The sequence below is a fragment of the Rhodoblastus sp. genome (assembly GCF_019449565.1).
Classification (GTDB): Bacteria; Pseudomonadota; Alphaproteobacteria; order Rhizobiales; family Beijerinckiaceae; genus Rhodoblastus.
Map to the genome: position 1 here is coordinate 16473 of NZ_JAGRPM010000042.1, position 19043 is coordinate 35515.

The 19043-nt window shown below is 62.3% G+C and carries 24 protein-coding genes and 1 pseudogene; 11 read left to right on the plus strand and 14 right to left on the minus strand.

Features of this window, described 5'->3' with window-relative positions:
* Nucleotides 1–43 precede the first annotated feature (43 nt).
* The gene (locus QZ409_RS10875; RefSeq protein WP_296710727.1) at nt 44–442 is read right to left on the minus strand and encodes a hypothetical protein; all 399 of its coding nucleotides are present in this window, start codon (nt 440–442) and stop codon (nt 44–46) included.
* Here QZ409_RS10875 and QZ409_RS10880 point away from each other — a divergent pair.
* From QZ409_RS10880 to QZ409_RS10915, 8 genes and pseudogenes are all read left to right on the plus strand, one after another.
* A pseudogene (locus tag QZ409_RS10880) lies at nt 387–590 on the plus strand (copper oxidase); the annotation flags it as partial. The gene QZ409_RS10875 and the pseudogene QZ409_RS10880 overlap by 56 nt on opposite strands.
* A 38-nt stretch (nt 591–628) precedes the next feature.
* Nucleotides 629–925 carry a copper-binding protein gene (locus tag QZ409_RS10885; protein WP_296710648.1) on the plus strand — a complete coding sequence of 99 codons (297 nt, stop codon included), beginning with the start codon at nt 629–631 and terminating at the stop codon, nt 923–925.
* A 62-nt stretch (nt 926–987) separates the two neighbouring features.
* A complete protein-coding gene (locus QZ409_RS10890; RefSeq protein ID WP_296710651.1) occupies nt 988–1458 on the plus strand; it encodes a hypothetical protein in 471 nt (156 codons plus the stop codon).
* 158 nt (nt 1459–1616) lie between these two features.
* On the plus strand, nt 1617–1850 hold the full coding sequence (locus tag QZ409_RS10895; RefSeq protein WP_296710653.1) for a hypothetical protein: 234 nt from the start codon (nt 1617–1619) through the stop codon (nt 1848–1850).
* Nucleotides 1851–2035: 185 nt separating this feature from the next.
* Nucleotides 2036–2308 (plus strand): copper resistance protein CopC, encoded by a 273-nt coding sequence (locus tag QZ409_RS10900; protein ID WP_296710656.1) that lies wholly within the window; start codon nt 2036–2038, stop codon nt 2306–2308.
* 94 nt (nt 2309–2402) lie between these two features.
* On the plus strand, nt 2403–3299 hold the full coding sequence (locus QZ409_RS10905) for a transporter (protein ID WP_296710659.1): 897 nt from the start codon (nt 2403–2405) through the stop codon (nt 3297–3299).
* Between the two features lie 32 nt (nt 3300–3331).
* Nucleotides 3332–3661 carry a cupredoxin domain-containing protein gene (locus QZ409_RS10910; protein WP_296710663.1) on the plus strand — a complete coding sequence of 110 codons (330 nt, stop codon included), beginning with the start codon at nt 3332–3334 and terminating at the stop codon, nt 3659–3661.
* An 11-nt stretch (nt 3662–3672) separates the two neighbouring features.
* The gene (locus QZ409_RS10915) at nt 3673–4509 is read left to right on the plus strand and encodes an FTR1 family protein (RefSeq protein WP_296710666.1); all 837 of its coding nucleotides are present in this window, start codon (nt 3673–3675) and stop codon (nt 4507–4509) included.
* A 110-nt stretch (nt 4510–4619) separates the two neighbouring features.
* On the opposite strand, the gene QZ409_RS10920 is transcribed toward QZ409_RS10915, so the two are convergent.
* Nucleotides 4620–5060: a hypothetical protein gene (locus QZ409_RS10920; protein ID WP_296710668.1), complete on the minus strand. Its 441-nt coding sequence runs from the start codon at nt 5058–5060 to the stop codon at nt 4620–4622.
* A gap of 50 nt (nt 5061–5110) precedes the next feature.
* On the opposite strand from QZ409_RS10920, the gene QZ409_RS10925 reads away from it, so the two are divergent.
* Nucleotides 5111–5839: a LuxR family transcriptional regulator gene (locus QZ409_RS10925; RefSeq protein WP_296710674.1), complete on the plus strand. Its 729-nt coding sequence runs from the start codon at nt 5111–5113 to the stop codon at nt 5837–5839.
* 34 nt (nt 5840–5873) lie between these two features.
* Here the strand turns inward: QZ409_RS10925 and QZ409_RS10930 are convergent, their stop codons facing one another.
* From QZ409_RS10930 to QZ409_RS10980, 11 genes are all read right to left on the minus strand, one after another.
* Nucleotides 5874–8195, minus strand: a complete 2322-nt coding sequence (locus QZ409_RS10930) for a relaxase/mobilization nuclease domain-containing protein (protein ID WP_296710675.1) — start codon at nt 8193–8195, stop codon at nt 5874–5876.
* Nucleotides 8192–8608 (minus strand): hypothetical protein, encoded by a 417-nt coding sequence (locus tag QZ409_RS10935; RefSeq protein WP_296710679.1) that lies wholly within the window; start codon nt 8606–8608, stop codon nt 8192–8194. Before QZ409_RS10935 ends, QZ409_RS10930 begins: the two co-directional genes overlap by 4 nt.
* 597 nt (nt 8609–9205) lie before the next feature.
* Nucleotides 9206–9969 (minus strand): IS5 family transposase gene (locus QZ409_RS10940; RefSeq protein WP_296710683.1). Its coding sequence is split into 2 segments (ribosomal slippage): nt 9206–9654 and nt 9654–9969, totalling 765 coding nucleotides; the frame shifts between segments, so codons are not numbered across the junction.
* 74 nt (nt 9970–10043) lie between these two features.
* Nucleotides 10044–11807 carry an ABC-three component system protein gene (locus tag QZ409_RS10945; RefSeq protein ID WP_296710686.1) on the minus strand — a complete coding sequence of 588 codons (1764 nt, stop codon included), beginning with the start codon at nt 11805–11807 and terminating at the stop codon, nt 10044–10046.
* Entirely contained in the window at nt 11804–12049 is a 246-nt protein-coding gene (locus tag QZ409_RS10950) for an ABC-three component system middle component 6 (RefSeq protein ID WP_296710689.1), read from the minus strand. The genes QZ409_RS10945 and QZ409_RS10950 overlap by 4 nt, the downstream gene beginning before the upstream one ends.
* On the minus strand, nt 12046–12954 hold the full coding sequence (locus QZ409_RS10955) for an ABC-three component system protein (RefSeq protein ID WP_296710693.1): 909 nt from the start codon (nt 12952–12954) through the stop codon (nt 12046–12048). The genes QZ409_RS10950 and QZ409_RS10955 overlap by 4 nt, the downstream gene beginning before the upstream one ends.
* The gene (locus QZ409_RS10960) at nt 12947–13327 is read right to left on the minus strand and encodes an XRE family transcriptional regulator (protein WP_296710698.1); all 381 of its coding nucleotides are present in this window, start codon (nt 13325–13327) and stop codon (nt 12947–12949) included. Before QZ409_RS10960 ends, QZ409_RS10955 begins: the two co-directional genes overlap by 8 nt.
* A gap of 633 nt (nt 13328–13960) precedes the next feature.
* A complete protein-coding gene (locus QZ409_RS10965; RefSeq protein WP_296710702.1) occupies nt 13961–15346 on the minus strand; it encodes a hypothetical protein in 1386 nt (461 codons plus the stop codon).
* Nucleotides 15343–15867 (minus strand): hypothetical protein, encoded by a 525-nt coding sequence (locus QZ409_RS10970; protein ID WP_296710706.1) that lies wholly within the window; start codon nt 15865–15867, stop codon nt 15343–15345. The genes QZ409_RS10965 and QZ409_RS10970 overlap by 4 nt, the downstream gene beginning before the upstream one ends.
* Nucleotides 15818–16327, minus strand: a complete 510-nt coding sequence (locus tag QZ409_RS10975) for a hypothetical protein (protein ID WP_296710708.1) — start codon at nt 16325–16327, stop codon at nt 15818–15820. The genes QZ409_RS10970 and QZ409_RS10975 overlap by 50 nt, the downstream gene beginning before the upstream one ends.
* Nucleotides 16320–16799 (minus strand): hypothetical protein, encoded by a 480-nt coding sequence (locus tag QZ409_RS10980; RefSeq protein ID WP_296710709.1) that lies wholly within the window; start codon nt 16797–16799, stop codon nt 16320–16322. Before QZ409_RS10980 ends, QZ409_RS10975 begins: the two co-directional genes overlap by 8 nt.
* 163 nt (nt 16800–16962) lie before the next feature.
* Between QZ409_RS10980 and QZ409_RS10985 the strand changes: the two genes are divergently transcribed.
* Entirely contained in the window at nt 16963–17280 is a 318-nt protein-coding gene (locus QZ409_RS10985; protein ID WP_296710710.1) for a helix-turn-helix transcriptional regulator, read from the plus strand.
* Nucleotides 17273–18151, plus strand: coding sequence for an ImmA/IrrE family metallo-endopeptidase (locus QZ409_RS10990; RefSeq protein ID WP_296710712.1), 879 nt, complete (start codon nt 17273–17275; stop codon nt 18149–18151). Before QZ409_RS10985 ends, QZ409_RS10990 begins: the two co-directional genes overlap by 8 nt.
* A 463-nt stretch (nt 18152–18614) precedes the next feature.
* Here the strand turns inward: QZ409_RS10990 and QZ409_RS10995 are convergent, their stop codons facing one another.
* Entirely contained in the window at nt 18615–18785 is a 171-nt protein-coding gene (locus tag QZ409_RS10995) for a helix-turn-helix domain-containing protein (RefSeq protein WP_296710715.1), read from the minus strand.
* Nucleotides 18786–19043 lie beyond the last annotated feature (258 nt).

Consider the following 19043-nt stretch of genomic DNA (forward strand, 5'->3'; position numbering starts at 1 on the left):
AAAATCTTCAACAGACTGGCTCCGCGGCTGATCGGCCGCGGTATCACTCAGGTGATGGATGATCGCCGCTCGGAAGGTTATCTCGGCTATCTGCGTGACCGCCGTCGTCTCGGGTTGCGCGAGCTATCAGCCGGAGCCCATCTCGCCGGCCGACAATGCGCGCGCGCTCGACGGCCGCGCGCTGGAAGACCAGCGCCTCCATGACTTTCTCGCGGCGGAGATCGACGACGACGCCGGGCGTGACCCGGCCCAAAGCTGGGATCTCCCGACGCTCACCCTCGCGGCCCTCTATTTCCACCCCGAGATCGCGATCGCGCGGGCGAAGCTGGCGGGCGCGTCTCTCGCCGACGACAGCCATAATCGGGACGAGCCGCGCGGCCGACGGCATGACCGGATCGGGGCAGTTCGGCCCCATCGAGATGGGCGGGATGTTCACGGTCATGAAGGTTCGCGAGGGGCTCGCACATGACGATTACGTCGATCCGGGGCCCTACAAACATCCGGAGGGAAGTGTCGCGCGTGAAGTGAAAGCCGCGATGGGACCGCCCATCGAGAGGGAGCCGCGCGCCGGCGCCAAGAGCGCCGGCTGAAAGCCCCTGAAGCGCCGGGATATATCAAGGAGGACGCCATGCTTCGCAAGCTCATCGCTGCCACGTCCATCGCAATCTCGTTGATCGCAACCGCCGCGCCATCATTCGCACAGTCGGAAATGGTGAATGGCGAGGTCAAGAATATCGACGCCTCCGCCGGCAAGATCACGTTGAAACATGGACCGATCAAGAAGTTGGATATGGATCAAAGCATGACCATGGTGTTTCGGGTCCAGGATCCATCAATGCTCAGCCAGGTGAAAGTCGGCGACAAGGTTCAGTTCGACGCCGACCGTGTGAATGGACAAATCACCGACGCCGATCCGGGACCCTAAAAAACCCCTAAAGATCGCCCATGTTGGGGGATATGGATCGGTAACCCGAATGGCGAGATAGCTTGATCGAAGAGGATCCGAAGATGGCTCGTCTGAGGTGGGGCCGCCTTGCATTCTGGGTCATGGCGGCGCTCGTCGCCGCCATGATGGCGCTTGGCCCGAGTACCGCCGAGGCGCATCCGGTCCACGACGATCCCCATCCGGCGTCCGAGACCTTCGTCACGACGGCGGCGGCTTCCTATATCGGCGCAATTGATTTGGCGTCGGTTTCATCCGCGACAGAAAAGGCGCGATCGGAAACCGTAGTTTTGGCAAGTATCGCTATGGGAGCGGACCTTTGCCGTGATGAGCGTGACGCGCGCGGTTGCTGCCTGACGGATTCATGCTGCTGTCCTTCGGCCTGTCTCGTCAGCCTCGGCCCCCAAGATAATCCGCCGGAAGAATATTTCGTGACTTTATTCGCCCGATCGGGCGGATTTCCCCGCGGCGTTGATCCCGCATCCCTCTTAAGGCCGCCACAGCCGATCGCCTGAACGCGCTTTGCCGGCTACAGGCCCGCACGACGGCTTCGGCCACGTTCGCGGGCGGGCTGCTTCCACCACCGCTCATGTCGGGCAGACCGGCGCCCACCCGGCTCGGGTTCAGCGCGCCGTCAATCCCGTCGCTAGACATGTCAATCGAGGACAATCCCATGTCACGCAAACTCTTGATCCTGGCAGCCGCGCTCTCGCTGCCCGCTGCTTCCGCCAATGCATTCCATTCCGGCAAAGCCCCGGCCGTGGATTCAGGCGTTCGGCATGAACGCGCAAGCTATTGCGCGAACAACCATTATCGCTGTCTGCAAAAGGAAGGCCCGTGGAGCCGCCGCTATCCCTCGCAGTGGAATCAATGCGAGATTAGCTACGATCAGTGCATGAGACATTGAACGTCGCCGCTCACAAGGCGGAGGTCGTTGTCCCCTGTGGGCGGTGACAGTCCTGAAACCGGCCGCCGCTCGCTCAACCTGTCAAGCGGGAAGCAGGGCAAAGTGCTTCCCTTTTCGTCGCGCCGGGCGCCGCGGGCGGGAGGACGAAAGAGATTGCGGATAGTAACCAACAAGTGAGAGGTCAAATGAAACGGAAAATTCAACTGGTGGCGCTCGCTGCCGTTGTTTTGAACGGATTCCCAATCGGGGGCGCGTGGGCTCATGCGCATCTGAAAAACGCGATCCTGGCGCCCGACTCCGTCGTCGCGACCGCGCCGCAGGAAGTCCGGATTGAGTTCAGTGAAAAAGTCGAGATGAGCATGTCGGCGCGCTCCTCGCGCAGCGATCTCCCGTACTGGTCGCACATTTCTCGGCAAAGAAGCCCGCCAGCGTCGAATGTCGCCGGTTCGGGCACCTAGTTTGGAATTCTTCTAAGGAAGAGCATTTCGTTTGCGCGCCGGACGCGCTACCACGAAAAAGGATCATGCGATCCTCGAAAAAACCGGAAACCTGATGCCCGTGTCCAAGCGTCCCTTCGCCATGTCCTTTGCGGCCTTTAGCCTTTTCTCCGCCGTCCCTTCCTCGTTCGCCCAGGAGGTGCGAGTCGGCCGCTATTACGAGCTTGAGACCAAATATCTGTTCGGCTTCACCGAGGGCGCGGACATTGGCGTTCAGGGCGAAAAGGAGATTGAGTCCGAAACCAAGGCCGGGCTCGGGATGCGCGGCGGCAAATTCCGCGCCGTCGAGCAGGAACTGGCATTCGATAATTACACCTCGCAATATTGGATGTACGAGTTCGCCGTCCACGGCTTGTGGAACCAGATCAATAATGTCGAAGGTCTCGACAATCGCAATAGCGCCAATTTCTTGGGCCTGTCGTGGAAGCCGAAATTCCTGATCGTCGGGCGTGGACCCGGCAGCCCGATCGGCCTGTCGATCTCAATTGAGCCGGAATGGGGCAAGATCGACGGAACCGGCGGCGGCCATGAAACCAGTTTCAGCATGGAGACGCGCCTCGCCGCCGACACCGAACTCATCCCGAATATGCTTTACGCCGCAATCAACCTGATCTACGAACCGGAGGTCAGCCGCGCGCCGGGCGACGCGAACTGGAGCCGCGCCTCGGGTTTTGGCGCGACCGCCGCCATGGCCTATCGCGTGACGCCGAAGGTCACGCTCGGCGGCGAGGCCGAATATTATCGCGCCTATGAGGGCTTCGGTTGCAACACGCTCGACGGTTCCGCGTTCTATCTCGGCCCGACCCTGCACGTTCAGTTCACTCCGAAGGTCTTCCTCAACGCCGCTTGGTCGACCCAGGTCGCCGGCCATGCCGCCGGCGAGCCGGGCAATCTCGACCTAACCAATTTCCCACGCCAGCGCGCCCTTCTCGGGCTCCACTACGAATTCTGACCTCGGGCCTGCTTTTTTACTGGGAGAAGACAATGAAAACCGTCAGACTTTCCGCCGCTCTTGCCCTTTCCCTGCTGTTGGCGGCGCCGGCTTTGGCGCAACAGGCCGTCCAAATCACCATCAAGGGCCATAAATTCTCGCCCGCCCAGCCGCATGCCCCGGCCAATCAGGCCTTCACCATCGTCGTGAAGAACCTCGATTCGACCGCCGCTGAATTCGAAAGCAAGTCCCTGCGGGTCGAAAAGGTCGTGGCGCCGGGCGCTCAGGTCTCCATGCAGATTCGTCCGCTCAATCCCGGCCATTACGCTTTCTTCGACGATTTCCACCAGGACACGACCGAAGGCGAACTGATCGTCGAATAAGGATTTAAGAGATGCTCGGCGCGTTGATCATTGTCTTCCGCGAAGTCATCGAGGCCGGCCTGATCGTCGGCATCGTAATGGCGGTCACCCGCGGCGCGCCTGGGCGCGGTGCTTTTGTCGCGGGCGGACTAGCCGGCGGCCTGATCGGCGCGTCCCTGGTCGCAGCTTTCGCCGGCGCGCTGGCCGAAGCCTTCTCAGGAGCCGGCGCGGAATTGTTCAACGCCGCAATCCTGGCGCTCGCGGTCGTCATGCTCGCCTGGCACAATATCTGGATGGCGAGCCATGGCCGCGAAATGGCGGCCAATTTGCGTAGCGTCGGGCAGGCGGTCGTAGAAGGCTCCAAGACCATGACCGCCCTCGCCGTGGTCGTCGCGGTGGCCGTCCTGCGCGAGGGATCCGAAGTCGTGCTCTTCCTTTACGGCATCGCGGCCTCGGGCTCGGCCGGCTTTGGCGACCTGCTGCTTGGCGGCGTGCTCGGGCTGGGGCTCGGCGCCCTCCTGTCCCTGCTGATGTTCTATGGCCTGGTCGCGATTCCGGCGCGGCATCTCTTCGCCGTCACGACGGCGCTGATCACCTTCCTCGCCGCCGGCATGGCCGCGCAATGCGTGGTTTTCTTGCAGCAGGCGGCCTGGATCACCGCTCTTTCCGGCACGCTATGGGACACGTCGGGCGTCCTGCGTGACGATTCCATCCCCGGCAAGGTCGCCCATGTCTTGTTCGGTTATGTCGATCAGCCATCGGGCGCGCAAGCTCTGATCTATTTCCTGACCCTTGCGGGAATCTTCGTCGCGACCCGACTGGCGGCGCCGGCGCGCCCTGCCCCGCGTCCCGTTCGGGGGACCGTCTGAACTGGCTTCGCTTATTCACGCCGGCAGCAACAGGCCCATACAATAAGCCCGAAACGGAGAAGCGCGATCGGCGTGCCCCGGAGCCGCCGACAAACGCCCCAAGTCGCGATTCACTCTCCGCCGCCTGCGCTCCCAAATTCAGGTTCGTCTCCCACGAGATTGAATCTTCTACTCTTACATGCATCGCGCATTTTATGACACAGTAAGACTAGTCTCATGGTGCGAAAGCCGTGCAATCCGGCATGAGTATCCGGACAGAATCTTTGAAAATGGTTAAGAATCGCGTCTTGAGAAGTAGCGAAGAATCCTGTGCCGTCGCCGATCACATGGCGGCGATCGACGGGAACGGGCCACTTGTATCTCCTCGGGGGCTGATTGGAGTTGCGTTTCTTGCGACCGCCCATTTGGCGGCGCAGCCGTTTTTGGCCGACCTGCCGGCCTCGCGCCGTGCGATTCCGCGCCGCAGTCAAGCCATTTGAAACTGCGTTCTCATTTTCGCCGCTATCCCATGGAAATTTCAGAACAAATGCGGTGATGAGAATAGAGGCCATGGCTTGCGCGCCAACGCGAATTCCGGTGTCGTTGCGAGGGAAGAGGGATATTGGGCAAGAGTTTCGAGCGTACATGGCAGTTCATTGAAGAAATCGAAAGTGCGGGCGATGCAGCGGGAATCCAGCGTTCTCTTTTGCAGATCGCCGAACAATACGGGTTCAGCTCAGTGTTCGCCGGGATCGTGCCGACAGCCCGCACGTCACCCGAGGAAATCGTATCGCGGATCCTATTCCAGCGTTTCCCGTCGGAATGGGCCGGCCGCTACCACGACCGCGGTTATGTTTTTCGTGATCCGATCGTGCATCGCCTGCAGGGCGATCGAACTCCCTTCGATTGGGAAGAGGCCTACAACTCATGTCCGGCTGCGGAGGACGTCGCCCTGATCAAGGGCGAGGCGGCGGAATTCGGCCTACGCGAAGGCTATGTGGTTCCCGTGTCGACACTCGACGGAAGCCTCGCGGCGGTGTCGTTCGGCGGCTCTAACGCTGACGTCGACGCGGAGGGCCGCGCCCTGCTCGGCTTCGCCGCCAGTTACGCGGTCGGCGCCTTTCTTCACCACCGGGAAAGCCGCCGGCGTCTCCTCGGCAAGGTCAGCCCGCAGGAATTCGACTGCCTGCTCTGGGCGGCGGAGGGCAAGACGGATTGGGAAATCGCCGTCATCCTCGGCATCTCGACGTCGACGGTGGTCAAACACCTCCTCTCCGCCCGCGAAAAACTCGGCGCCGTGACCAAGGGCCATGCGATCGCCATCGCCTTGCGGATGAAGCTGCTGCGCTGAATTCATATCCGACGCCGACGTTTCCTATCGTGCGTCACTCCATTCGCTGACCTTTGCTGGACTGCGTCTCGCCACGCTCGCCCTCGATTTCCCGCAAGACTTTCTCCTGCTCGGCGCGAAGCTTCGCCAGCGCGTCGTTTTCGATCAACGCCTGCGGCAAAGGCCGCGCCGGATGGTCGGCGAGCAGGTTCGCCGCTTCGATAGCTGCCGCCGCCTCCCGCGTTTCCCGCGCGGCAACTTGCTGCGAGCCGGCGACAATCGCCCGCTCGGCGCGAAGTTCGCGCTGCGATTCGGGATCGATCCCTCCACGCCCGTCCTGCCGGCGCTCGGCCTCGACCGCCCGATCGGCGAAGCGCCGCGCCTCGGCCGCCTCTCTCGCTTCTGTGTCGCGGATAGCCTCCGCGCGCTCGATCAGGCGATCGGCGTCGACGCCAGCGATCTTTTCCACCTCGGCGCGCGACAGCTCCTGCACGCCGCGCTCCTGCGCGCGCTGCAGATCGATCCGATTGGCGAGGGTCTCGAGATAACGCGCCGACGTCTCCTGAAACTGCTGCTTGGTCGCACCGCCGAGAAGATCCGCGGCGCCCGATACCGCCTCGTTCATCAGGCGCAGGTCCTTCGCCATTTGCTTCGACGTGATGGCCATGCCGTGATCCTCCTTGGTGAGATGCCCAACCCGGTTTTCAATTGTGTGTAGAATTCCGCCGATCGTTTGAGCCAGCCCCAGGCGCTTGAGCATGTCACGGGCCGCGGCGTTCTCCGGATTTTCCCGCGCGACCGCCGCCCAGGCCGAAATGCTTTCGTTAACGGCGCGCCGGTCCTGTTCCGACGCCGGCAGCCGGATCGGATTGGTCTGCGCCGTGTGGATTCGCTGGCGGGCGTTGTCGATGAGGCGCTGATTGGCCGGATCGGCGGCATAGGCGCGGTCGCGCGCCTCGCGCGCCGGCCGTGGCTTCTCGGCGGCGTCGACGATCGCCTTGTCCTTCGGGCCGTAACTCTGCGACGACGCGCGCTCCTTCGCCGACGTGGCGACGATCTTCAGCCCCTGCGCCTGCGCGTGCGCCGCATAGGCCTCGCGCCAATCGCGGAACGTGTCGCGGCTCGGATGGATTTTTTGTCCGGACTCATTCTTGACGGTGATGATTGCATGCACGTGGATGTGCCCGTCGGCTTCCTTGTCGGTATGGACGCCAAACATGAATTTGTGGTCGGCGAAGCGATCGTGCAGAAACGCGCGGGCGGCGTTGCTCAGTCCCGCGACATCCGTGCCGGCCTTCGCCGAGATGATCAGATGCATCGTGTCGCGCGACGATTGCGAGCGCAGCGACGGCCCCCATTGCCGCATCGCGAGGCGGACATCCGCCGGGTTCGCGATCATACTGCCGCGATCGTCGACGGCGGCGCCTTTTTCGACGAGTTGGTTCAGCCGATAGGCGACGCCGTCGCGGCCGTGACCGGCGGCGCCGGGATCGACGCTCATGGCGTGCGGCGGATGGCCGGTGGCGGCTTCGATCCGCGCCTGGATCGCCGTCTCGGATCTGGCGTCGGGGCGACGGCGCATAAACCCGTCTTCCTCGGTCCGGATCCGCTCCTCCCGGATGCGGAATCGCTCTTTTGGCGCGCCAGCCGTGGCCACGACCAGGCGCGCCTCGAGTTCGCCCGAGGGCGAGGCGTCTATGCGATAGGCGAAGCGATGTCCGTCGAATCCGGCGGCGATCGCCTTCTCATAAGTTTCCCGGCCCTCCGGCGTGTCGCCGACGCCATGCAGTTTCAGCCGCAATGCCGTGACGTCTTGGCTTTCCGCCCGCTTCGCGAAACGCGTCGACCATTCCTTGATTTCTTCGGCGACGGACTCGCGGTTCGTCAACTGGCGCCCGTCATGGGTCTCGAGCGCGACCTCCTCGCGCTGCACATATTGGCCGGTCGCCATGGCGCGGGCCGCGCCACGCGCATAGGACACGACCTTGATGACGGCCGGCTGGTAACCCGCCGCAAGCTGCCGGGCGCGGCCTAAAGAGCTGCTGGATTTCCCGCTGCTGGAAAACCCGCCGGCGATGGGCTCGCTCGCCGGACTCGGCGCACCTGCGCTGGCCGTCGCCGCGCCGCCTCCCGAAGCCGTCGGCAGGATGCGGCGGCGCTCGTCGTCACCGTTCCCCGTAATCGTCGTCCCGCGAATGTTGATCGGCGTGGCCGGCGCCTCCATCGTCGGCGTCGCCCGGGTTTGCCGCGCGCTCGGCGCGTCGTCGAACAGGCCCGAGGGCCGCAGCCGCTGACGCTCGCCTCTGGCGTCGGACACGGCGCGCCGCGTCGCCTCAACCTGCGTAAGCCACCAGTCGATCTGCGCGGCGCGGCTCATCGGGCGACCTCGCCGGGAAGCGTCAACCTCGCCTCGCGGCGCAGCTTCGAGCCGTAAGCGACGGTCATTTCGGTGAGTTCGTCGTTGATTGCGGCGACGACCTCGTGCAGCCCGCGCCAGACCGCCTCGGTGTCCTCGAGGCGCGCGGCCTGGCCGCGATGGATCGCCTTCAGCACTTGCGCCAGGTTTCGGCCGACCATCCGCACCTGACTGGCCAGCTCGACCACGGCTCTGGTGTTCTCGGCCGAGAGCGCCGGCCCGGCCTGCACCGAAGCGCGGATCAGCCGCCGCACGACTTCGGCCTTGGGCAGGCCGAACAGCGCCACGGCCTCGGTCAGGCGGCTCTCGTCGGCCTCGGACAATTCCGTCCGCAGGCGCGGCTTGCCCCGGGGCTTTGTAGCGAAACCAGCCAAGATCTCCCCCTCCCCTTCACGGCGGACGCCTCGCCGGCCGCAAGTTTGGAGACGTTGCCCGGCCCGCCGATCCGCCCGTGATCGGCGGCGCATGCGCGTCAGCGCCCCGGCTGCGTCGAGCAGCCTCAGACTGTATGTTAAAAGGCTGCGCATCAAAGGGCGGCCGCGCCCGCAAGAGCAGTCCACATGAAAGCAACGGCCGCTCGGCGCGAAACGCCCCTTTCGGATTCCCTCGGGCGGCGATCGCCCAAACTTTCGGATCAGCGCGCGGCGGGCGCCGCCTCCGCATTGCAGGATTACCGCATTTCGACACTGGTGAAGTGCGACGATGCCGCAACGTTACTTTGGCAATGCCGCACTGCGCGAACTTCGCATCCATGCATTGCCGTATTGCGGCATTGATGAAGGTCGTCAACGACGCAATGCCGAACGACAGCAACACCGCCTTGGCGCAAGACCGCATGGCAGGAATGCCGCATCGACGCATTGCGGCAGTGCCCGCTTATGGCGATGCCGGAACGCCATAAAGCGGCGTTTATCAACGTCGGTCTCGTGAAAAGCGCGACGCGCATTGAGCGGTCGTCCTAGGCCGTAGACTCATAATGCCCTGATCCAGATACGAGCGGCGATGAGCTTGATCGCCGCGAGAAAGTTGAGTGGATCCTTGTCATAGCGGGTCGCGATGCCGCGCATGTTCTTGAGCTTGTTGAAGAATCGTTCAACCAGATTGCGTTGGCGGTAGACCCAGGAGCTGAAAGCGAAAGTCTCCTTGCGCGTGCGTTTTGCCGGAATATTCGCCCATGCCTTCCTGCGATCGGCCAAAGCGCGCAACGCATTGGTGTCGTAGGCTTTGTCAGCGAGAAGGATTGCGCCCGGCTTTAGATCGGCGAGCATCGGTTCCGCCATCACGCTGTCGTGGGTTTGACCGGCGGTTAGAGTCAGGGCGACCGGACGTCCTTCCGCATCGACGAGCGCATGGATTTTGGTTGTCAGGCCGCCTCGGGAACGTCCCATGCAGCCATCGTCGAGGCCCCCTTTTTTGCCGTGGCCGCATGTTGGTGGACCCGGACGCAAGAGCTGTCGATCATGACAATATCGCCGTCGAAGGCCTTTGAGATTTCCTCAAGGATGTAACTCCAGACCCCGGCCTTTCGCCAGCGGACGAAGCGATTGTAACAAGTGGTGTGTGGGCCGTAGCGCTCAGGCACATCGGCCCACGGCGAGCCTGTACGGAACCGCCACAGAATGCCGTTGATCGTTTGTCGGTCATCGACACGCGGCACACCGCGCGGCTTGTTCGGCAGCAGCGGCTCAATGATGGTCCATTCGGCATCAGTCAGTTCAAAACGGCGTCGCGTCATCAAAGCCCCCAAATCATCAGAGGCCTTGAATCATTCTTTTGCCCGTTCGGGAATCCCGTTTATGAGTTTACGGCCTAATTGAAGCGCAGGCCGAAGAGCCCGCCGGTGTCGGTCGCGTCCGTGAGTTTGGTGTCTATTACGTGGGCTTGGATGTCGAAGCCGCGTTGGAAGCCCTCCTTGGGAAGAGCGTCCGAATTCATTGTCACGATATATTGGAAGCCGGTGGCTTTGGCTCGCTCAGCGCCAAGTTGAAGGGCCTTAGCTACCTGCCGTTCGTCGACACCGTCGAAAAGGTGGCTATCGTGGATCAGGAACCCGGGGCCACGTCCCTGCTTGATGCTGAGTTCGGTGAGCATCAAATCGAAGCAGAAGATCTGCATGTTGGTGATCCCCTTGCTGCGCTGTCCCTCGATGTGGACCTCGAACTGGGGGCCGTTTCCGGTTTCGGAGATGGTGAGGCTGCCTGCTTTCTCGTACAGAGATTCAGACAGTGACTCGAAGGCGAGGATCGCCTCGCGGATGATCGCCTCGCGCTCATGGATGTCGTCGCGCAGCGCTTTGGTCAGATTGGCGCGCTCGATATCGAGCTCGGCCTTGGTGCTCTCGATCCGCTCGGCGATTTCCAGGCGCTGTCTTAGACTTTCGACCTCGGCCTCGGCGCGGCCGGCCTCCTCGCGAAGGCTCGTGTAATGCTCCAACGCGCCGCCCGAGCGAAGGACGTTCATGATCTGGCGGCGCCGACGATCTCGGTCCGCAATGCGTCGGTCTCTCTCCACACCGCGCGCTTCGGCCGACTCGATTTCGGCGCTGAGGTGCGCGCGCCGATTTTCGATGATCGTGCGATGGAATCGCTCCACCTCGTCGAACCGGCGGCGCACCATATCCGGGAGCAGCACTCCGGCCTCGGCATAGAGCTTGGTGACGTCGCCGAGGTCAGGCGCATCTTCCTCGCTGAGCGAGGCTCGAAGCTGCTGGAGCAGGTCGCCGTCCATAACGTTCTCGACGTTCAGGCCGTCGATCTCGCGCGTGATCTCATTGGCTTCACGCTCGAGCTCTTTGTATTCTGGCACAACCTCGAAATTGTCGAGCTGCTCGCGGAGCCGCTGGGCCCGGGCCTCGGCTATGGTCAAACGGGTGCGCAGGTCAGCGGCCTTACCGAAGAAGCGGCCAAGATCGCCACCCCGGGCAGCCTTACGCAGCTCTTGCGCGACCTTCTCTTGTCCGCGCAATTCCTGAAACTTGCCTGGGATCGTCCAGTCCAGCCCCAGAAGATAGCAGATTGAAACCTGCTGATCCCAAGTCTGCTGCATCGTGGAATGCTGCATAGGCTGTTGGAAGCCACCGCTGAGCTGCCGCCTCGCGAAGTACGAAAATAGAGAGCGGAAGGACGGCTGAAAACGGTCGGCCTCGTCGCCGCCGGACACCGGTAGACCGAACCACAGCGCTCCGAGATTAGCTTTCCAGTTCTCGTTCGAGAGTTCGTGGTGGCCGGCGCGCTGATCGAATTGCGGCGAGACTGGCCAATCTTCAACGGGACCATTGATCAGGATGCGGCTGGGCTTCGCACCATTGCGCGCAGCCGAAACCTCCTCCCCGGCAATGTCAGCTGCGACATCGAAGGTCCACGGCGAGAGGACTTCCGAACGGAAGATGCTTTCTTTCCGGACATCGGCACCAAACACAAAATGGACCAGTTCGATGAAGCTCGTTTTGCCGGCGCCGTTGCGCGACTGGCGATCGGTGGCGCCCGCGCTCTTGTCGGCGAGCAGGATGTTCAACCCCGGCCCGAAGGTCAGGGTCTTGAACGATTCAAGGTCGCTGCCGAACCGCCGGATCATGCCGCTACCTTCCGCACTAGGCCGCGGTCGAAGTCGACGGCGCCGACCGTGTAGAGGAGGTCGAGGGAGAGCACGAACCACTGATAGTCGATGGGGGCGCTAGGCGTATGCAGTGACCGTCGCCCACGTACTTCGTCCCAGAGGCGCGACATCGTCATCGGGCGCTTCAGGATTTCGAGAACCTCGGCGCCGACGCCGATGAGAGCGCGCTCCGGACGGACATGTTTGGTGGGGAGGATCATGAGGCCTCCACCACAGCGATCGGATCTTCGAAAATGTCACAGTTGTCGAAAAAATAGCTCAGAACGGCGAGCGCCGCGCCTTGGCGCTTTGGCTCGCCATTCATGCCGGCATAATCCTGCAGGTGCTTGAAGACCGAATCCGCTGGCAGGTCCAGGCTCTTTAATTCGGCGTATCGCCCCCGGAACGCCTCGGCGATCCGCTCGCCAAGATCGGGGCGGGCGCTCTTCCGAAAGAAGGTGTCGACTAACCCACTCTTGCGACGTCCCATCTGAAGCAGCAGAGCGCTGTCATCGGACAGCGCGTTCTTTGCGAGCTTTTCCACGGAGGGCGGGGTGAGTGGCGGATTCGGGTTGGGCTCCTGGCGGGCGAGTGCTTCAATGATCGGAACGACGTCGCTCAGCACGAGGCGGTCAACCACCGTAATGGAGGGAACGTAGCCGAACAAAGCCTGCATGGCGGAAAGCGCCAATCCGAAGACTAGCGCATGGAGTTCCGGCTCCGACCAGGTCTCAATCTTGATGTCGGGATGCGCGGCGCGCAGTCCGTCGATCAGCTGGACGACCTTCGGCGGCAGGCCCTCGGCCTCGTTGTGAACGAAGATCCATTCAGCCATGCCATCGCCCCAGTGGGCGCGCGCGCCGTGGAAATCCTCGTTGATCTTGGCGATTAGCTTGGTGTCCGTCATCGCCTTTGGGGCGTAGCACTGGAAGACCGCCTTCGTGCTAACGCGGCGGCCATCGCATTTGAGATCGCCTTGAGCGCCATACGGCCGCACCTCCTCGAAGTCCGAACCAAAGGCGTGACCGGCCAGACGCACGAACCAGTCTTGGAACGCAGTTCCGTGCTGGGTGCGGAATGCCAAACGGAAATGAAGGACGTAGACGGCGCGCTGCAGATCATCCATGGCGAGGCTTGACCCCGCGACTTGGAATTCGCCCACGTTCACGCGCGGGCGCATGCGCAAGCGCCTCGCCGAGCTGATGGATGCGCAGGGCTGGGCGTTTGGGGAGCTTCACGACGAGCTCAAGCTGCCCGCCGATGGCCTCGACATAGCTACGGAGCGTCGAAAGATACATGTCGGCTTGGTTTTCGATCTTGGAGACCGACGGCTGCTTGATGTTGAGCACAGAGGCGATGTCGGCTTGCGCCTTGCCAGCAATCTGCCGAAGCTCGCGCAGACCATCGACCTCATGCCGGAGAGCCTCGTGCCGGGCTTCGCTGGCCGCCTGCCGCTCGACCGGCAGCGCGGCGACGATCTCTGTTATGCTGCGAGCCATCGACGCTCTCTTCCTGCGGCTTCGCACCCTCATTGGCATCCGGGAAGCCTTAGGCTTCCGACGGCATCCCTCTGCGGCAAGGCTGCTCCAATATGAGCAAATCCCGTGTTCCATATAGCTGCTAAGCTATGTTCGGTCAATGTCGTCGGTGGGAATATATCTTCGCTTGAGGCGGTCTTGAGGACTGGCCCAGTTGGCCGGGGCGGCGCTGGATTCGGCACGCCTAGAACGGCCCGGATTGCTTGACGTGAGCTATTGGATCAGCGGCCTGATCGGGCTTACATGCATGACCAAATCCGTTGCGAACACGCCGACTGCCTCCATCTACCTCGACTGGAATCGTTGACACGCTCGGTCGGGCTCCCGTTGCCGAAGCGGCCGCGAGGGGGTCATGAGAGAGGTCTCCCAAAATCCTACGCTAAGCGAAAATCAGAGCGCTATCAGCGTGTTGCGCAAATGTTCGTTTGCGCGACAGTTTGGCCTCGGACTGAACAAACGGGCTTTTCTTGTTGCTCAACTCGGTTGCCGAATTGGAATGAAGGGCAACAGGTTTGTGCGCCAGCCACCACGGCGAACCGCATAGTCGCCCTGCGGACGACGCTCGACAAACAATCTATCCTTCGACATTTTTCCTCACATCTCGCCGGGAGATTCGCTAGCCGCGTCGATCTCCTGCACCTGGCCGACACGGATCTCAAAACGCTTCATTGGTTCGTTGGGCTTCTCGTGCATCCGGCCTGCCGTCGTCATCGACGGCGCGCCGAGTTCAGCTTGCAAAAACTCTGCAGTCGGACGCCCGCTGGCGATGCGGATTCCCTGCGCGATGCCGAGCGCGCCGACGAAGGCACCCACAAAGGGCACCGCGACACTGCCTTCGGCGAGCTCGAACGCGCCGCAACGGTCGTGTTTCGCGATGTAGTCGCGATAGACCTCGCGATCCAACATCACCTCGACGTCCTTTGTCTTCTCCTTCGCCGACCACTGCGCGGCAGGATCGGTCCCCTTGCGCAGCACACGAAGTTGAAGACTCTCGAAATCGACCGGCCCGTGCCCGACACCCGCATCGATCATGTAGTCAAAGGCCGCCCGAGCGATGCTGAAGCGGGCCGGCACGTTATCGAGGCCGGCGAACACTATCGCGGGATCGTCGTCGGTCAGGCAGATGTCCGACTGGTGACGGCGTTCGATCAGCGCCGTCTCCCAGGCAGGCTCCAGCCATGACGCGGCCACGCGCGTCTTGCGCCGACCGACATCATTGCCGTACGTTAGAAGACCCGTCGCCTCGTTCTCTTCACCGGCTTTCTGATCGTCCTGAAGAACGAGGTTTTCACCCGATCCCGGCAACAACGCCAAGGACCACAAATAGCCCTGGCCGAGATGGCCAAGGCCGACAAACCACAGCTTCGCCGCTACGCAGACGACGGCCGGACCGGGCTCCGCCTTCTCGGGTGCCTGCCACGGCTCCCATAGCGACACAATGGAGGCCCGCTGGCTGGCCCGTTGATTGCCGATCATCGAGGCAAAAACCTCCCGAATCGCCAGCGCACCTGCGGCGACGCCGCTCAACGGGTTCAGCTCGCCGCCAAGCGGCCGATCATCCCAGGCGGGAACCACGCCCGCCGTCCAGCCGTCCCACCAGCAGCGGACGAAAACTCCCGCGCGCTCAGGGACATGCTCGCCGATGACGATGACGTGGGTCGCATCTGACGGCGCCGCCTGCCTCACCGTGGCCCCGAAAAACCTGGCGGCGTCGCCGAGCGTCGCCCCGCAACGCATCGGCTTCGTCAGGGGCGTCGTCCCATCGACGACGATGACCGCCGAGCCGAAGCACTTAACCGCCGTCGCCATCGCGGTCAGGGCCGCCGCCTGCGCCGCCGGGCTCGCGCCGGTGCCGTCCCCGACAACAATCGCGACTCTCGTCGCCCGCAGAAGCGCTTCGCTTGCCGTGAAGCTCAGCGCGTTGCTCTTACGATCCGTGAGCGCCTTGGCGATCCGAGAATGTCTGAGATGAGCGGTCATGCCAGCACCGTCAAATGAAAAAACCCGCTTCCTTCCTTCGTGTGATTCTTCCACCGGCCGTCGCCCAGGTACTCGTACATACCGATGCCTCCGGGTCGGGCCTCTCGGCTCGCGAAATCCGGAATGATGAAGGCGATGTGACCCGCGCGCGGCATCACCGGGTCCGCTTGATCCGATGCGCTTTGCCCGTGGCCGCCCGGATGGACATGCACGTCGGCGACCACGCCGTAGCCGCGCTTGCGGCAGTGCTCCCAGAGAATCGGCAGGCGGTTGCCGGCGAAATGCACGATGCCGCTGTCGAGAGCATGGGGGTCGATGTCATCGTAGAAAACGAATTCGAGGATCTGCTTCGGCCCGCCGTCGTCGCGGCCGAGCAGGAAAGCCCCGCTCTCGCGCGAGCGCCCCTTCGTGCGGCGGGCAAGTTCGGCGACGCCGGACTCCCACACTGCCCGACGGCAGGTAATGCGCGGATCAGGCCGCCCGAGAAGCCAGCCAAGAAGCTTGTTCAGAAACGAGCGCAAAGAGATGCTCCATGATGAAAACGATGTTGCGGTTACGGTGCCAGGCTTCGTCCGGCCGCTTGGCGGCCCAGTTGTTATGCCTCGACGCAAGGCGCTGCCAAGCGCGGTAGATGCCGCCATGTACCGAGGGATTACTCTCGTGCCAGTCCTTCAAGGCATCGACGAAGCCAGGGCTTCCCGAGTCCGGCTTTGGCGCCGGCGGCCGGCGGCCGGCGCTCGTGTCATCGGCGAACGCCCAGCGCTCGACGAACGGGCCAGGATCGGGATAGCCCTCGCATTCGAGATGGAAATCGTGGGCGAACGTCGCACCCGGTGCCGTCACCGACACGCGCACAAAGAGATGGGGCCAAGCGTAGCGCAGGATTTTCCAGCGGCCACGCTCGGCCCCCTCGACGAAGCGAACGGACTCGAGATGTGCTTCGAGCGCTTCCCGCGATAGCGAAGCGACGCCCTCAGCCATTCGTGAAATCCTTGAGCGTCAATTCGAAGATCACCTCGTGGTCGGGGTGCTTGACGTAACGGCCGATCATGTCGTCCTTCGGCAGCGGCGTGTCACCGCCCGGCAGGATGAGGTTAGCCTTCGCCTTTGCCGTCGGATCGAGCTTGAGCTCCGGCAGCGCGACGGCCCACTGCAGCACCTTCTGCACCGTCGTAGACGGCGAGAACTCGTGATGGGGGGAGTGATGCTCGAACCGCACCGTCACCTTGAGTTTCTTATGACGATGACCGATCACCGAGATCGCCTTGCGCGTCTCGATCTCGACGCCGATCACGTCGTCACAGTCGCGTTCGAACACATGCAGGCCCTCGCCCTCCATATCTGCGAGGGCCCGGACGCCTTCGAGCACAGCCTCGAGGCTGCGCCCCTCGACCTCGATGACCTTTACTTCCTTGCGGTCCTCGATCTCAACTTCGACCCGAATCTTCTCCATAATGATCTCCGATCTGCAAAACTTCCCAAGCCGGCCCGCCTGCGAATTGGATTGAATTGTATGGCCGTATAGATGTATCTTACCACAGTTTCATACGAAATGGCAATACGACTGTATGGATATATCGAACGACAGCTAAGTCGGCGAAAGGAAACGATTATTTATGAGTCTCGGATCGAAACTTAGAGAACTGCGAACGCGGAAGCGCGAATCACTCCAGCAGCTGGCCGACGCAGTTGGCGCGTCAAAGGCTCATATCTGGGAGCTGGAAACCGAAAAGAGCACCAATCCCTCGCTGGAGCTCCTCAAGAAAATCGCCGCCCATTTCACGATCCAGGTCTCGACGCTCCTCGAGGAACAGGAGACTCGGGATGCCCTCATCTTCGGCCGCGAATTCGAAGGCCTGACCGACGACGACAAGAAGCTGCTCTGGCAGATGGCAGAACGCATCGCGCAAAAAAAGCCCGAATCCAATGGATAACGAACTGCGGATGAAGCTTGCCGACCTCGGCTCGCCCGAAGGGCTGGCCGACTGTATCATCGCGCATTACGCCAACATCGAGATCCCAATCCCCCTTGCCCGCATTGCCGATGATCTCGGCATCGTCGAAATTATCGGCCAGGCGACCAGCTCGTTCGAGGGCGTGCTCGTCACGAACAACGCCAAATCGACGGGATCGATCGCGTACAACGAGAACAGTCGCATCGAACGTCGGCGTTTTACCATCGCCCACGAGCTCGGGCATTTTTTGCTTCCGTTCCACGGCGAGAACGCCCAATGCGCGAAGGCCGACATGGGCGTGATCAAGAGCCAGGAAAAACGACAGCAGAGAGAAGCGGAGGCCAATCGCTTTGCCGCCGCGCTTCTGATGCCGAAGAAACTCTTTGCCGGCGACATCCGCCGCCTGGGCGCGCCCGAGGTTTCGCACATCGTAACCATCGCCGAGCGCTATGGGGTAAGCAAAGAGTCGGCGGCGCGCCGCTATACCGAGCTCAGCGACCATTTGTGCGCGATCGTATTCTCGCACAACGGCGTGGTGCGCTATGCGCCGCGCAAGCCCGAGTTTCCTTACATCGAGGTCTCGAAGGGACACCCCCTTACGCAGAAATCGATGTCGGCGAAAGGCCTTGGCGAGGTCGGCTACATCTCGGATTGGTCCGAGACAACCCCCGAAACCTGGCTTGGAGCATCTGCCCGTCTTCGAGGCAAGATGCTCTATGAGCAATATCTCATTCAGGTCGACGGCTACCTCATGACGATGCTCACGCTCGACGACATCCCGGACGAGGGCGAGCCTAATGAGGACGATGAGCTGGAGAGCAGCTGGACTCCGCGGTTTCATCGCCGCTAGCGGGCAGACCATGAGCGCGGCGTGCTATGCTATCGCTCGTCGAGACGCGGGAGATCATCGCCGCATTTCAGGCGATGGTCGGCAAAAGTCATTGACTGACCTCGATCCCTGGTTGGGCCTGGCTCGACAAAGCCTCGTCGCCTCTTTCGCCAACGGCGTAACAAAGGATCGCGCCGCTGTCGCTGCCGCGGTCACATCGCCATGGTCGAACGGCCAGCCAAACACACGAGTCATATATAATGGCGAAAAGGAAGTGGAGCTAGATCGACCTCGGGCATGGCCGTCAGTATCTCGCCAACGGCATCCGCAAAACGCAGTGTAACAGGGAGCCCATCGTTCGACTCGTTGATGAAAAAACAGATACTAGCTTATGCGGGTCCGCCGCGCGACCTATCTGGAATTAGCACACTGGGTCAGTTTGAAATTTGACCTGTAACGGTCGTTTTTTGCACTCTGCCAGACATTACAAAATTCCCCACGCCCGGTACCGCCGCCGCCCTGTGAGCTCGCGCAGACCCAGCTCGGCGATGAGGTTCTGCCCCGCCCGCGCCAAAACCTTGAGCTCCCGCGCCAGCAGCTCCGCGGTGACAATCGGCCGGGGCAGGGCCAAATCCAGCGCTTGCGGCAGATGCAAATTTCCTCTTTGCCCACCTAACTTGCCCGTGCGCCCGGCGTGTCCAATTCCGCCGCGAATACCCAAATGTGGGCGACGGCCGGCGGACCGTGATAGCCTGATCGCTAATCGCCCCGATTTTGGTTTGCTCCGTTGAAGCCTTCCTTCGATGCAACGCCGCCCAAAGACACGCTCGTCGGCTCGGTCGAGCGGGTGACGTTCCACAATGAGGACAGCGGTTTCGCCGTCCTGAAAGTGAAGGCTCGGGGACAGCGCGAC

Excerpts from the sequence above, each read along its gene's own strand:
- QZ409_RS10875 (WP_296710727.1), bottom strand. The coding sequence starts at position 442 with ATGACCGTGAACATCCCGCCCATCTCGATGGGGCCGAACTGCCCCGAT.
- QZ409_RS10885 (WP_296710648.1), top strand. The coding sequence starts at position 629 with ATGCTTCGCAAGCTCATCGCTGCCACGTCCATCGCAATCTCGTTGATC.
- QZ409_RS10895 (WP_296710653.1), top strand. The coding sequence starts at position 1,617 with ATGTCACGCAAACTCTTGATCCTGGCAGCCGCGCTCTCGCTGCCCGCT.
- QZ409_RS10900 (WP_296710656.1), top strand. The coding sequence starts at position 2,036 with ATGAAACGGAAAATTCAACTGGTGGCGCTCGCTGCCGTTGTTTTGAAC.
- QZ409_RS10905 (WP_296710659.1), top strand. The coding sequence starts at position 2,403 with ATGCCCGTGTCCAAGCGTCCCTTCGCCATGTCCTTTGCGGCCTTTAGC.
- QZ409_RS10910 (WP_296710663.1), top strand. The coding sequence starts at position 3,332 with ATGAAAACCGTCAGACTTTCCGCCGCTCTTGCCCTTTCCCTGCTGTTG.
- QZ409_RS10915 (WP_296710666.1), top strand. The coding sequence starts at position 3,673 with ATGCTCGGCGCGTTGATCATTGTCTTCCGCGAAGTCATCGAGGCCGGC.
- QZ409_RS10920 (WP_296710668.1), bottom strand. The coding sequence starts at position 5,060 with ATGGCCTCTATTCTCATCACCGCATTTGTTCTGAAATTTCCATGGGAT.
- QZ409_RS10930 (WP_296710675.1), bottom strand. The coding sequence starts at position 8,195 with ATGAGCCGCGCCGCGCAGATCGACTGGTGGCTTACGCAGGTTGAGGCG.
- QZ409_RS10945 (WP_296710686.1), bottom strand. The coding sequence starts at position 11,807 with ATGATCCGGCGGTTCGGCAGCGACCTTGAATCGTTCAAGACCCTGACC.
- QZ409_RS10950 (WP_296710689.1), bottom strand. The coding sequence starts at position 12,049 with ATGATCCTCCCCACCAAACATGTCCGTCCGGAGCGCGCTCTCATCGGC.
- QZ409_RS10955 (WP_296710693.1), bottom strand. The coding sequence starts at position 12,954 with ATGGATGATCTGCAGCGCGCCGTCTACGTCCTTCATTTCCGTTTGGCA.
- QZ409_RS10960 (WP_296710698.1), bottom strand. The coding sequence starts at position 13,327 with ATGGCTCGCAGCATAACAGAGATCGTCGCCGCGCTGCCGGTCGAGCGG.
- QZ409_RS10965 (WP_296710702.1), bottom strand. The coding sequence starts at position 15,346 with ATGACCGCTCATCTCAGACATTCTCGGATCGCCAAGGCGCTCACGGAT.
- QZ409_RS10975 (WP_296710708.1), bottom strand. The coding sequence starts at position 16,327 with ATGGCTGAGGGCGTCGCTTCGCTATCGCGGGAAGCGCTCGAAGCACAT.
- QZ409_RS10980 (WP_296710709.1), bottom strand. The coding sequence starts at position 16,799 with ATGGAGAAGATTCGGGTCGAAGTTGAGATCGAGGACCGCAAGGAAGTA.
- QZ409_RS10985 (WP_296710710.1), top strand. The coding sequence starts at position 16,963 with ATGAGTCTCGGATCGAAACTTAGAGAACTGCGAACGCGGAAGCGCGAA.
- QZ409_RS10990 (WP_296710712.1), top strand. The coding sequence starts at position 17,273 with ATGGATAACGAACTGCGGATGAAGCTTGCCGACCTCGGCTCGCCCGAA.